At 71.4% G+C, this 12,495-nt stretch carries 8 protein-coding genes and 1 pseudogene; 5 read left to right on the top strand and 4 right to left on the bottom strand.

Annotation, left to right across the window (positions count from 1 at the left end; genetic code table 11):
- Positions 1 to 176: 176 nt before the first annotated feature.
- Complete coding sequence (locus tag AB0469_RS40155) at positions 177 to 1,427, bottom strand: cytochrome P450 (protein WP_366456559.1); 1,251 nt, start codon at positions 1,425 to 1,427, stop codon at positions 177 to 179.
- 266 nt (positions 1,428 to 1,693) lie between these two features.
- Between AB0469_RS40155 and AB0469_RS40160 the strand changes: the two genes are divergently transcribed.
- Positions 1,694 to 2,863: a steroid 3-ketoacyl-CoA thiolase gene (locus AB0469_RS40160; protein WP_366456560.1), complete on the top strand. Its 1,170-nt coding sequence runs from the start codon at positions 1,694 to 1,696 to the stop codon at positions 2,861 to 2,863.
- 109 nt (positions 2,864 to 2,972) lie between these two features.
- Here the strand turns inward: AB0469_RS40160 and AB0469_RS40165 are convergent, their stop codons facing one another.
- Entirely contained in the window at positions 2,973 to 4,853 is a 1,881-nt protein-coding gene (locus tag AB0469_RS40165) for a hypothetical protein (RefSeq protein WP_366456561.1), read from the bottom strand.
- Positions 4,850 to 6,373, bottom strand: coding sequence for a M48 family metalloprotease (locus AB0469_RS40170; protein WP_366456562.1), 1,524 nt, complete (start codon positions 6,371 to 6,373; stop codon positions 4,850 to 4,852). The genes AB0469_RS40165 and AB0469_RS40170 overlap by 4 nt, the downstream gene beginning before the upstream one ends.
- 288 nt (positions 6,374 to 6,661) lie before the next feature.
- On the opposite strand from AB0469_RS40170, the gene AB0469_RS40175 reads away from it, so the two are divergent.
- Genes AB0469_RS40175 through AB0469_RS40190 form a run of 4 tightly spaced genes read left to right on the top strand, consistent with a single transcriptional unit; the run spans position 6,662 to position 12,328 of the window.
- Positions 6,662 to 9,463 (top strand): ATP-binding protein, encoded by a 2,802-nt coding sequence (locus AB0469_RS40175; RefSeq protein ID WP_366456563.1) that lies wholly within the window; start codon positions 6,662 to 6,664, stop codon positions 9,461 to 9,463.
- Positions 9,463 to 11,478: a C2 family cysteine protease gene (locus AB0469_RS40180; RefSeq protein WP_366456564.1), complete on the top strand. Its 2,016-nt coding sequence runs from the start codon at positions 9,463 to 9,465 to the stop codon at positions 11,476 to 11,478. The genes AB0469_RS40175 and AB0469_RS40180 overlap by 1 nt, the downstream gene beginning before the upstream one ends.
- On the top strand, positions 11,478 to 11,729 hold the full coding sequence (locus AB0469_RS40185; protein ID WP_366456566.1) for a DUF6406 domain-containing protein: 252 nt from the start codon (positions 11,478 to 11,480) through the stop codon (positions 11,727 to 11,729). Before AB0469_RS40180 ends, AB0469_RS40185 begins: the two co-directional genes overlap by 1 nt.
- 5 nt (positions 11,730 to 11,734) lie before the next feature.
- On the top strand, positions 11,735 to 12,328 hold the full coding sequence (locus AB0469_RS40190; protein ID WP_366456565.1) for an exonuclease: 594 nt from the start codon (positions 11,735 to 11,737) through the stop codon (positions 12,326 to 12,328).
- A gap of 78 nt (positions 12,329 to 12,406) precedes the next feature.
- On the opposite strand, the pseudogene AB0469_RS40195 reads toward AB0469_RS40190, so the two are convergent.
- Positions 12,407 to 12,495: pseudogene (locus AB0469_RS40195) on the bottom strand (lytic transglycosylase domain-containing protein); the annotation flags it as partial.

Consider the following 12,495-nt stretch of genomic DNA (forward strand, 5'->3'; position numbering starts at 1 on the left):
CGGAGGGGCGCCGGGGCGCGGAGGCTCCGGCGCCCCTCCGGTGGATCGCCGCGTCCTGCAAGGATCGGTCAGCCCCCGGCGTTCCGCCACTCGGGCGGCCGCCGGCCGGGGCCGTTCCGCGGACGGCGGGGGCCGGGGCGTGGAAGACGACGGCCCCCGCCGTCGCGGATCACGGGTCAACCGGCGCTGACCCGTAGCTCCTTGATGCCGTTGAGCCAGGCCGCCCGCAGCCGCCGCGGCCCGGCGGACCCGGGGGCGGGCCGCAGGTCGGGCAGGGTGTCGGCCAGGGCGTTGAAGATCAGGTCGATCTCCATGACCGCCAGGGACTTGCCGAGGCAGAAGTGCGGGCCGCCGCCGCCGAAGCCGAGGTGCGGGTTGGGGTCGCGGGTGATGTCGAAGACCTCCGGGTCCTCGAACACCTCGGGGTCGTGGTTGGCCGAGGAGTAGAACATGCCCACCCGGTCGCCGGCCTTGATCTTCTGGCCGCCCAGCTCGGTGTCCCGGGTGGCGGTGCGCTGGAAGGAGACCACGGGCGTGGCCCAGCGCACGATCTCCTCCGCCGCCGTCGAAGGCCGGGTCGCCTTGTACAGCTCCCACTGCTCGGGGTGGGTGAGGAAGGCGTGCATGCCGTGGCTGATGGCGTTGCGGGTGGTCTCGTTGCCCGCGACCGCCAGCAGCAGGACGAAGAAGCCGAACTCGTCGGAGCGCAGGTTGCCCTCGCCCTCCGCCGCCACCAGCTGCGTGACGATGTCCTTGGCGGGGCACTCCTTGCGCTCGGCGGCCAGGTTCATCGCGTAACCGATGAGCTCCACGGCCGCGTTGGCGCCGACCTCCTCGGTGATGGCGTACTCCGGGTCGTCGTACGCGACCATCTTGTTCGACCAGTCGAAGATCTTGGCCCGGTCCCGCTGCGGTACGCCGATCAGCTCGGCGATGGCCTGGAGGGGGAGTTCGCAGGCCACGCGGGTCACGAAGTCGAAGCTGCCGTCGCCGGCCGCCGCCCGCGCCTCCTCGACGATCTTCCGCGCCCGGTCGCGCAGGGCCTGCTCCAGGCCGCGGATGGCGCGCGGGGTGAACCCGCGCTGCACGATCTGCCGGACGCGGGTGTGCTCCGGCGGGTCCATGTTCAGCATGATGAGCCGCTGGGCCTCGATCTGCTCGCGCTGGACGTGCGCGTTGAAGCGGATGATCGCCGTGTTGGTGGTGGAGGAGAACAGCTCCGGGTGCGTGGAGACGTACTTGACGTCCGCGTGCCGGGTCACGGCCCAGTAGCCCTCGTCGTCGAACCCGGTGATGCCGCGCGGCTGCGCGCACCACCACACGGGAGCGGTCTGCCGGAGCCGCGCGAACTCGGGCAGCGGCACCCGTTCCAGGAGGAGGTCGGGGTCGGTGGCGTCGAAGCCCTCGGGCAGCGCGGGACAGGACATCGGGCGACTCCAAAGTCTGACGAAGGTCTGACGGCCCATCAGATGTTGGCTTGAAGGTAGTAACGAGTTCTAGAAGTGACAAGGGCTCCCGCGCCGGTGGTTGCGTGTGGAATCCGTGGAGGGGGCGTGCAAGACCCTTGCGTGGCGGGGGTCCGGGTCATAAGACTGCGGTGGAGAACTAGAACGCGTACTAGTTCGAGCGTGGCGGCCGCCGGGACGGCCTGCCGTGCCGGCGCTGTGCAGAGTGTGCAGGAGAGGACGAGCTCATGGCCGCGGAACCCGTCATCGTCGAAGCCGTACGCACGCCCATCGGGAAACGCGGGGGCTCCCTGGCCAACCTCCATCCCGCCTATCTGCTCGGCGAGACCTACCGCGAACTCCTCGCCCGTACCGGAATCCAGCCGGACTGCGTCGAGCAGATCGTCGGCGGCACCGTCACCCACGCCGGCGAGCAGTCCATGAACCCCGCCCGCAACGCCTGGCTCGCCATGGGGCTCCCGTACGAGACCGCCGCCACCACCGTCGACTGCCAGTGCGGCAGCTCCCAGCAGGCCAACCACATGGTCGCCAACATGGTCTCCGGCGGGGTCGTGGACATCGGCATCGCCTGCGGCGTCGAGGCCATGAGCCGCGTCCCGCTCGGCTCCGGCTCCAAGCACGGCCCCGGCAAGCCCTTCCCGGACGAGTGGAACGTCGACCTCCCCAACCAGTTCGAGGCGGCCGAGCGGATCGCCCGCCACCGCGGCCTGACCCGCGAGGACGTCGACCGCCTCGGCGTCCTCTCGCAGGAGCGGGCCGCCACCGCCTGGGCCGAGGAGCGCTTCAAGCGCGAGACCTTCGCCGTCCAGGTCCCGACGACGGAGGAGGAACAGGCCGCCGGCCAGGGCATGTGGCGGCTGGTCGACCGGGACGAGGGGCTGCGCGACACCAGCATGGAGGCCCTGGCCCGGCTCAAGCCGGTCATGCCGACGGCCGTGCACACCGCGGGCAACTCCTCCCAGATATCCGACGGCGCCGCCGCCGTGATGTGGGCCTCCCGCAAGATGGCCCGCGCGCTCAAGCTCAGGCCGCGCGCCCGCATCGTCGCCCAGGCACTGGTCGGCGCCGACCCGCACTACCACCTGGACGGGCCCATCGACGCGACGCGGGCCGTGCTGGGCAAGGCCGGGATGTCCCTCAAGGACATCGACCTCGTCGAGATCAACGAGGCCTTCGCGTCCGTCGTCCTCAGCTGGGCCCGGGTCTTCGGCCAGGACCTGGAGAAGGTCAACGTCAACGGCGGCGCCATCGCCCTCGGCCACCCCGTCGGCGCCACCGGCGCCCGGCTGATCACCACCGCGCTGCACGAGCTGGAGCGGCGCGACAAGGAGTTCGCCCTGATCACCATGTGCGCGGGAGGCGCACTGGCGACCGGCACGATCATCCAGCGCCTCTGAGCGCACCGCGCCCCGAGGGCGCCCACCGAACCCGTGGGATGGGATGCGAAGGCCCCGGCGGCCGGACCTGGGGAGGCCGGCCACCGGGGCCCTCGTATGCCCTCCGCCGCTACGCCGTGTACGGCAGCGGGCGGGTGCTGACCCGGTCGAGCAGGACGACGTTCGGGTTGCAGTCCGCCGGGTGGACCGTCACGGATCCGTCCGGCCTCCGCTCCACGAGCAGCAGGCTGAAGTCGGCCAGCGCCTGGAGCTGGGTCGGCTCGACCGCGTACTCGTAGACGCGCTGCTGACCGCGGGCCAAGCTGGTGCTCTGGCTGTCGCCGGTCGTGTGCGTGGTGGACTCGTTCGTCGTGTACGTCGTACTGGTCGACGTACCGGTGGTCTTGCTGTAGCTGCCGCCGGAGCTGCTGGAGCTGCTCGCGGGGAACGGGTTGAAGCCGCCCTGGTAGGTGTCGGAGGTCCCCCAGTTCGAACCCCGGCTCACCGACTCGCTGTACGTGGTTCCCTCGCTCAGCGAGGACCCGACGGTCTTGGCGACCGAGGTGCTGACCGTCGTCCCCTCGGTGTCCGTCAGCGAGTGCAGGACGAAGGAGTGGTGGCGGCCCAGGAAGTCCGCGGCGATCCCGGCCTCCCGGTGGTTGCCCAGCTTCATGAAGCCGACCGTGCCGCTCCCGATCACCTCCTCCGCCCCTTCGCGCAGGTGCGGGTGCAGGACGGTGAGCTGTGCGCCGCGGCGCTCGCACACGGCGGCCAGCTGCTCCAGGTACCGCCGCTGGAGACCGCGCTCGCCGAGCGCGAGGACCACCGACGGGGCCGCCTCCGGGAAGGAGGCCAGGCGCCGGGTCACGCTCTGCACCGCCAGGTCGCCCAGCAGCTCGGTGCTCGCCGAACCGACGGTGAAGTCCAGCGCGATGCAGGTGAGATAGCCGGGGCCGCGTCCGCCGCGCTCCGCGCCCAGGCGCTCCAGCGGATGCAGGAAGGACGCCAGCCGCAGCAGGCCGTCCCTCATCTGGTCCTTGTTCTTGTCGCCCAGCAGGTCGTCCGCGATGCGGTTGCGCTCCGCCCGGGTGAGGGCCTCGGTGTCGTCGATCTCCCCCATCAGGGCCCGCAGGCCCGCGCCCAGCCGGGCCGGGGTCACCTCCGCCCCCAGGACCGCGCACAGCTGCTGGAGGATGCGGGTGTCGAGGGCCCGCGCGGCCCGGTTGGCCTCGGAGTCCTCGGCGTACACCGCCTCCACCAGGCTGTCGACCAGCTCCTGCGGGGTGAGGCCGCTGGCGATGCCGCTCTCGGCCATGCGGCTCGGCAGCAGCTGCACGTCGACCGGGACACCGGCGAGCCCGGCGACCGCGCACAGCTCCTCGCAGATGAGGGCCTGGGTCAGGTCGACCACGATCAGCGGCTGCTGCTGGAGGGTCGAGGTACCGAAGACGGTGAGGAACCCCTCCCGGCTGCGCTGGCTGCCGCCGAAGACGTCCAGCCTCCGCGTACCGGGCTCCGCGGGCACCGCGCCCCACGCGTCGAGACCGTTGATCCACTGGTCCTGGGCCTCGGTGTGCTGGAGGCCGCGCTGGTGCCAGGAATGCCAGGTGTACTGGAAGTGCTTCTCCAGTTCCGTGGTCTTGGACTCCAGCTGCGCGTCGGCCTGTGCGGCCGCCCGCCCGGCGGTGAGGACCAGAGCCGTGGTCGCCCCCGCCGCGATCACGGCCAGGAGGACCATCAGGGTGCCGCCGACCGTCGTCAGGAGCAGGAGCAGCAGCGATATCCCGCCACCGATCTTGACGGTGGTCCCCTTGCTGTCCTCGTGCCTCAGCCGTGCGGCCTGGGCCCGGTTCTGGTACGCCACGGGTGAGGGCGGCCGCTGGGGCTCGGGCTCGGGGAAGGGGCTGCGCAGCGATTCCGGGTCGCGGTAGGTCCAGCCGAGCCGCTGCCCGGGCTCGAAGAGGCGCAGGTACCGGGCGGCCGTCCCGGCTTCGGTGCTCTGCACGGTCATGACGGCAGGCCTCCGGTCGGTCCGACGGGTCCGCCCGGGAGGGTGATGAACGGATCCAGCCCACGGATGCGCTGGTGCATCGGCGGGTGCGTGGCCATCAGCCGTTCCACCAGGCCCTGCTGGAGGCGGCCGTCGTCGGCACCGCCCTTCTCCTTGTCGTTCTGCATGAAGGTGAACGCGGCGTGCAGCTGGGGCCCGTATCCGATCTCCGCGGCGAACCGGTCGGCGCGCAGCTCACCCCGGCGTCCCGCCCAGGCGAGGAGGAACGGGACGGCGAGCAGGGCCAGCGCCGGGGGGAAGGTGAGGGCGAAGGTGATGGCGAGCGCGAAGATGAGCAGCGTGAGGATCGCCGCGACGCAGGAGGTGCCCTCGGCGGCCACCATGAAGACCAGCTTCATGAAGAACTTCACGATGCCCATCACGAACCGGGCCGGGAAGGCGTACCAGACGCCGAGCAGCCCTGCCCAGGCGTGACCGCCGACATGGTGTCCCAGCTCGTGGGCGAGGACGGCCGCGAGCTCCTCCTCCGGAAGACCGTTCAGCGACGTGCGCGTCACGCTGACGATGTGGCCGGCGGCGGCGAAGGCGTTGATGTGCCTGCTGTCCTCGACCCACAGGTCGTAGCGCGAGCCGTCGATGCCGGCCTGGCCGGTGACCTCGTCCCAGATCGGCCGGAGCCGGGCCAGTTCGGCGGCCGTGGGTTCGCGGACCTTGAACATCAGTCGGGCCAGGGCCCGCTCGGTCGGACGGTGGAACATCAGCGCGCCCGACGCCAGCCAGGCGACGACGAAGACGACGTCCAGCCCGGCGGGGAGCAGTCGGGAGACCAGCCAGACGACGACCAGGCTGCCCACGAACAGGGGGAGGTGGAGCAGCAGCGTGGTGACGGACGAGGCGTCGGCGCCGCGACGGATGGGCGGGGGCGCGCCGGGGTCGTACGCGGGGGGCTGCGCCGGGTCGTAGGCGGCCGGCGGGTACGCGGGCGCCGCGCCGGGCACCGGCGGAGCCTGCACGGGCTCCGGCTTCGCCAGGGTCGGCGGCACGGGCGGGGCGGTGGAGTAGCCGGGCACCTGGCCCTGGGGCGGAGCCGAAGGGGCGCCGGTGGCCTGGAAGCCCGAGGAGTGCGGCGGTGTCGCGAAGGGGCCCGGCGCGTACGGCGGCGCCTGCGCGGGCGCCGCGTACGGCTGCGGGGGCGGGCCGGCGGGCTGGGCGGGTGCCTGGGCGGGCGGAGCGGTGGGGTACCCCTGCGGCTGGGCCGGGGGAGCGGTCGGGGACCCGGGGGCCTGCGCGGGCGGAGCGATGGGGAAGTCCTGCGCCTGGGCGGGAGGTGCGGCCGGTGCCGCTGCCGGCGGGGCCGGAGCGCAGGGCCGGCCCTGCGGCGGGACGCGGGGGTCGCCCTGCGCAGCCGCCTGCTCCTGCTGCCCCTGCCCGGCCTGCGGCGGGTGCGGCGGGTGCGGCGCGGTGAATTCACCTTCGCCCTGCGGGATATGGGGCTGTCTGGGATCGATCGGTTGGTTCACGGAAGTCCGCCCTATGGATGCCTGGCGCTACACGTGGCGCTGAAATCAAGACAGTTGGCCAAATGCTCCCGGCAGGCGGTGCACGGGACGGTCCGGTGGCCCGACCTGCTGCGGGACCCTCGAAACGGAGAGTCATTCATCGACCTGTAGTCGGGTCATGCTGCATCACGCGCGTCCTGACGTCCAATTCGCTTTCGGTCAACACGCCGCGTTCCCGTCCGGGTTGGGACCGGGATTGATCGACTCTAGGATGCGGTCGACGAGTTCGATCGACAGAATGGCGAGGCCGTGCCGACCACGTTGCGCGAAACCGCCGGCGAGGCATGGCACCGGCTCCTCGGCATGCCCACCTACGCGCTGGCGGAGGTGCCGCGGCAGAGGCCCGACGCCTCCCGGCCGTCCGCCCCCGAGGACGAGCTGCGCGCTCACCGCTTCGCCGCCCTCGTCTCCGCCTTCCACGCCCGCCACCCCGCCGACCCGGGCCGGGGCGGCATCCTCCTCGGCTGGTCGCGCCCGTCGGCGGCCCATCCCCTCGACGTCTTCCTGGGCGGCTCCGCGCTGGCCGGCGGCGACGACCCCGCCGACCCGGGGGCGACCCTGCTCCGCCTCCCGGCCGGCGCCCGGGCGCGCAGGTACGCGCCGGGCGCGGTCGTCGGCTCCCTGGCGCAGTTCCCCCATTGGACCTCCGTCGCGGGAGTGGCCGACGGGCTGCTGGCCGACGACGCATCCCGGGAGCAGGCGGCGTCCCGGCTGCGCCCCAGCCTGGAGGACTGCCTGCTCGGCGTCTGGCAGGAGGCCTTCGCCTGGCTGCTGCTGGCCGACCCGGTGCTGCCGGAGGAACTCGAGGACCTGACCGGTGAGGCGGCGGACCGGCAGCGCAGGGCGCAGTCCAAGGCGGCGGGCTCGCCCGAGTACGCCCTCGAGGCCGAACGGCTGGAACGCAGGCACAAGGAGCTGGCGAAGGCCTCGGCCACGGGGTTGTGGCGCATACGCCTCCTGACCGGCGGCCGCACCCCCGAGGAAGCCCAGCGGGTGGCCGCGCTGGTCTGCGCGTCGGCCGACCTCGAAGGACTCCCCTACGCGCTCAGGCCGACCGGGCAGGTCGGCGACTTCCCGACGGTGGTCACGGCCGGACTTGCGGACACCCCGGCGGGGCCCCCGGACTCCCCCTTCCTCGGGAGCTCGGAGCTGCTGGCGGCCCTGGCCCGGCCCCCGGCCCAGGAGATACCCGGCGTACGGTTCGCGCTGCGGCCCGAGTTCGACGTGACCCCCGAGACCTCGGCCCGGGCCGCGCAGCCGGGCGCAGCCCCCATCCGACTCGGCACGGTCCTCGACCGCAACCGCGGCCCGGTGGGCGCCCTGGACCTCGCCCGCTCCACGCTCAACCGGCACACCTTCGTGTGCGGGGCCACGGGCGGCGGCAAGTCCCAGACCGTCCGCGGTCTGCTCGAAGCGGCCGCCCGGGAGCGGCTGCCGTGGCTGGTCGTCGAGCCGGCCAAGGCGGAATACCGGTTCATGTCCGCGCGCCTGGGCGACGAGCACGAGGTCATCGTGATCAAGCCCGGCGACCGCGACGCGCTTCCCGCCGGACTGAACCCCCTGGAACCCTCCGTCTTCGCCGACGGGGAACGCTTCCCCCTCCAGACCCACCTGGACATGGTCCGCGCCCTCTTCCTCGCCTCCTTCGACCCGCAGGAGCCGTTCCCGCAGGTGCTGAGCGCCGCGCTGACCCGCTGCTACGAGGACCTGGGCTGGGACCTCACCCTCGGCGAGCCGCGGTTCGCCGGAACCGAGCCGCGCTACCCGACGCTGGAGGACCTGGAGCACACCGCGCTGCGGATCGTCGCGGAGATCGGCTACGGCAAGGAGATCACCGACAACGTCCAGGGCTTCATCAAGATCAGGCTCGCCAGTCTCCGGCTCGGCACCACCGGCCGTTTCCTGGAGGGCGGCCACCCCATCGACTTCGGTGAACTCCTCAAGCGGAACGTCGTTTTCGAGATCGAGGACGTCGGGGACGACAAGGACAAGGCGTTCCTGATGGGGACCATCCTGATCCGGCTCATCGAATACCTGCGGATGGAACAGCGGACGACCCGCCGGATCGCCTTTCCCCTGCGCCACATCACCGTCTTCGAGGAGGCCCACCGCCTCCTGCGGCGTTCCGAGGAGGGCGGGGCGAGCGCCCACGCCGTCGAGATGTTCGCGGGACTGCTGGCCGAAATCCGCGCCTATGGCGAGGGCCTGGTGATCGCGGACCAGATTCCGAGCAAGCTGGTGCCCGACGTCATCAAGAACACGGCGGCCAAGGTCGTCCACCGCCTCCCGGCCCAGGACGACCGCGAGGCCGTCGGCGCCACGATGAACATCACCGAGGCGCAGTCGGAGTACCTGGTCACCCTCAAACCGGGCGAGGCCGCGGTCTTCACCGACGGGATGGACTACCCCCTGCTCGTGCGCATGGAGGACGGCACGGCACGCGAGGACGCGTCGGCCATCCGCCCGGCGTCCCCGGCCCCGATGGTCGCGCCGCGCAGCGTGGCCTGCAGCGGGGACTGTTCGACGGCTCCCTGCACGCTCCGGGAACTGCGTACCGCGCAGCGCCTGACGGAGCAGGACGAGCTGCGGATCACCCTCTGGGCCGAGATGGCGGTGGCCGCCCACCTGCTGGGCTGGACCACGCCGCTCCCCGGCAAGGCGATGCGCCGGGACCTGGCCCCGTACTGGGCGTCGGACCGGCGCCTGGTGGAATGCGCCATCGGCCAGGCCGTCGACCGTGCGGTGCACAGCCGCGTGGGCGCCCCGCACGCGCCGGCCGCGCTGGCCGGGCACGTCGCCGCGATGATGCGGGCGCAGCTCGACGGCGAGGACCCCTGCCCGGTCGCCGAGCCGCGGTGGAAGGCCCGGAAGGGGACGAAGACGCGGCAGTACTACCACGGGCGCCACACGCCGTCCGTGGTGGAGAAGATCGTCGGCTGCGCGGACCCCTCGGACGGCTGGTCCGCGGGATTCGGCGAGGCGCTCAGCGCCTTCGCCCGCAGGCTGCGCAAGCCGGCGGCGCCCACCACGCCGTCGAGGGGGGACGCGTGATGAGCGGGCTCGACACGACGGACACCACCAAGCCGGACACCCCGACGCCCCCTGCACGGCCGGACGCGCCGCAACAGGTCGGAGAACCGAAGGAGGCCCCGGAGCCGAGCCGCGCAGAGTCCCCCACTCGCTCGCGCCCGGACGACACGCAGGAGCCACAGGCTCCGGAGTCGGCCGATGCCGCCGCCGCGGGGCCGGATGAGCCCGAGGGATCTGAGGAGCCGCTGGAGCCCGAAGCGTCGGCCGAACGTGACGAAGACACGGACACCGGTGCCGCCGACGCGCGGCTGGACGACGAAGCGGAGCCGGAGGAGCCGGAGTCGCCCGAGGCCTTGGCCGAGGCCGACGCGGACGCCGAGCGACCGGACGAGCCCGAGGCCCCTGACGCCCTGGCGCCCGACGACGGCGAGGCCGAGCCGGAGGAGCCGGAGGAACCGGAAGAGCCGGAAGAGCCGGAGGCGCCCGAACACCCGGAGAACTCGCAGGAGCCCGAGGCGGAGGAAGAGCCGAACGACTCCGAGCAAGATCCGGCAGATCCGGAACGCGACGACGTGGAGGAAGGCGACGAGGCGGACGCGCCCACCGAGGGCGAGGACCCGGAGGCACCGGCCGCCTCCGGTCGCCCGGACGCGCCGGTCGACGAGGACGTGCCCGAGCTGGAGCTGGAACTCAAGCCCCGCCGGGAGGTGCCGTATTCGGCTGCCTACGTCGCATCACTCAGCGCCGGGAAGCCGGACGAGGCATCCAGGAAGGGGCCGGAGGCACTGCACAGGCGGACGCGCGACTCGGCCACGGCCGACGACACCGGGTCCGAGGAGCCGGGTGAGCCCGGCGATGAGCCGATGGCCCAGGAAGCCGCTGGAGAAGCGGGTTCCGAAGCCACAGACGCTTCCGGGCAGGCGGCATCCGAGCCTTCCGGCGAAACGGGTGAGGACGTACCGCCGGACCCGGAAGCCGAGACGGACGGTTCCGAGGTGGACGACGGGTCCTCTGCCGCATCTTCCCGGGATGAACGCGGCGAGGACGTAAGGGCGGAGATGCCGGGGGATGCGGAAGGCTCACGGCTCGGGGATCTCGTGGGACGGATCAGCGACGGCATTTTCCAGTCGAACGGGGCGACCGACCGCGACGTCGACCGGTATGCCACGGTCGACCGGCCGTCCTTCAACGAATTGGTGGTGTTGGAGGAGGGTGTGGCTCTTCGCTATTATGCGTCGCCCTTGGACGGTTCCGACGGGAAGCGCATTCCCCTCTTCGACGGGGCGCCTACCCGTGAGCAGACGCAACAGGGGGCGCTCAGCGACTGCGGAATGATTGCCACCATGGGTGCAGTGGCCGGGCATCGTCCTGAAGCGATTTCGAACGCCATGCGGGAGAACGGAGACGGTACATACGAGGTCACGTTCCACCAGACGAAGCGCATCTTTGGCGGTGACTGGTCGCGTTTTGAACCGACCGGAGAGAAGATAGTCCTCACCGTCACGCCTGACCTTCCGGTGAAGTATGATGCGCCCGACCGGCCCGCATATGCGCAACCGGCCGGCGGCGTTGCCTGGGGGCCGATTCTGGAGAAGGCGATCGCGGGAGTGGATCAGACTTGGGACGAGGGTCAAGCCAAGAAGGTCGACGGGTACAAGCGGCTGGACCTGGGAAGTTTCCCAAATCAGCGGGCGGAGTTGCTTACCCAGCTGACGGGCGAACCCGCATACAGTGAGGACTTCCCCTCGCAGTACGACATGCAGGGGACTAGCCCGAATCGGCAGCTCTTGAACACCTTCAGGGAGAAGCTGGGTGAGGGAAGGCCTTTGTTGGTGGGGACCGTGGATGTGGGGCCCAAGGCTCCGCCTCTCCCTCACAAGCTCTTTGCGGGTCACGCGTACGAAGTGACCAAGGTGGACGAATCCGGCAAGATACACATGCGCAATCCGCATAACATGCGCGACCCGGAACCCATGAGTGCCACTGAATTCAAGAAACATGTCAAGAACCGCTACACGACGACGGGGTGGATGTGATGGTCGGGGAAATTGTGCTACAGCACGCGGCTCCTTGGGTGCGCGCTGACGCGACCTTTGTTGTGATCCACGTCTACGCCCCGGACGGAGGGTCCGTCAGGGTTTTCCTCTTCGTCAAAGCCGATGGAGAGGAGGAATACGAACTCGGCATCGGGGATACGTTCAGTGTCCGTGGTGAAACATGGGCCCTGGATCGTGTGGAGGACCACTTGAGTCGGAACTATCGGGTAATTCTCCGGAAGGTCGAGTGAGGAGTATGGCCGGAAGAGAGTTCTACGTGTCCGTCGACGTCGAGGCCGACGGGGCGGTGCCCGGGCCGTTTTCGATGTCGAGTTTCGGGATGGCCGTCGCCGGGGTGCGGGACGGGGACGGGTTCCGGGCCGTCGATCCCGCCGAGCGGACGTTCTACGCCGAGCTGAAGCCGATCAGTGACGCCTACGACCCTGAGGCCCTGGCCGTCTCCGGGTTGGACCGGGAGCGGCTGGCGCGGGAGGGGCGGGAGCCCGGCGAGGCCATGAACGCCGCTGCCGACTGGATCGCGGCCGTGGCCGCGGAGTTGGGCGCCGCACCGGTGTTCGTCGCGTACCCGCTGGGGTACGACTGGATGTGGATCTACTGGTACTTCATGCGGTTCGCGGACGGGGGCTCGCCCTTCGGGCATTCGCGCTGCATGGACCTCAAGTCGCTGTACGCCGCCAAGGCCGACGTGCGGATCGGTGAGTCCACGAAGCGGTCGATGCCGGGGCACCTCCTGTCGGACCGGCCCCACACGCACAACGCCCTCGACGACGCGATCGAGCAGGGTGAGCTGTTCCAGAACCTGATGCGCTGGGACGGCCGCCGGGCGTGAGGGGGCGGGCACGACGCGAAGAGCCGCCCGCCCGGGGTCTCCGGGGGAGCGGCTCTTCGCGTGTGTGCTGCCGGTGGCTTAGTACCAGTGGTTGGCCTGCCAGAAGTTCCAGGCGCCGACCGGGCTGCCGTAGCGCTCGTTCATGTAGTCCAGGCCCCACTTGATCT

This window comes from Streptomyces sp. NPDC093801, assembly GCF_040701585.1.
In the GTDB taxonomy this organism is placed as follows: Bacteria; Actinomycetota; Actinomycetes; order Streptomycetales; family Streptomycetaceae; genus Streptomyces.

What these genes read in the sequence shown, in the direction of transcription:
- AB0469_RS40185 (WP_366456566.1), top strand. Translation starts at nt 11,478, where the DNA reads ATGGTCGGGGAAATTGTGCTACAGCACGCGGCTCCTTGGGTGCGCGCT.
- AB0469_RS40165 (WP_366456561.1), bottom strand. Translation starts at nt 4,853, where the DNA reads ATGACCGTGCAGAGCACCGAAGCCGGGACGGCCGCCCGGTACCTGCGC.
- AB0469_RS40180 (WP_366456564.1), top strand. Translation starts at nt 9,463, where the DNA reads ATGAGCGGGCTCGACACGACGGACACCACCAAGCCGGACACCCCGACG.
- AB0469_RS40155 (WP_366456559.1), bottom strand. Translation starts at nt 1,427, where the DNA reads ATGTCCTGTCCCGCGCTGCCCGAGGGCTTCGACGCCACCGACCCCGAC.
- AB0469_RS40160 (WP_366456560.1), top strand. Translation starts at nt 1,694, where the DNA reads ATGGCCGCGGAACCCGTCATCGTCGAAGCCGTACGCACGCCCATCGGG.
- AB0469_RS40190 (WP_366456565.1), top strand. Translation starts at nt 11,735, where the DNA reads ATGGCCGGAAGAGAGTTCTACGTGTCCGTCGACGTCGAGGCCGACGGG.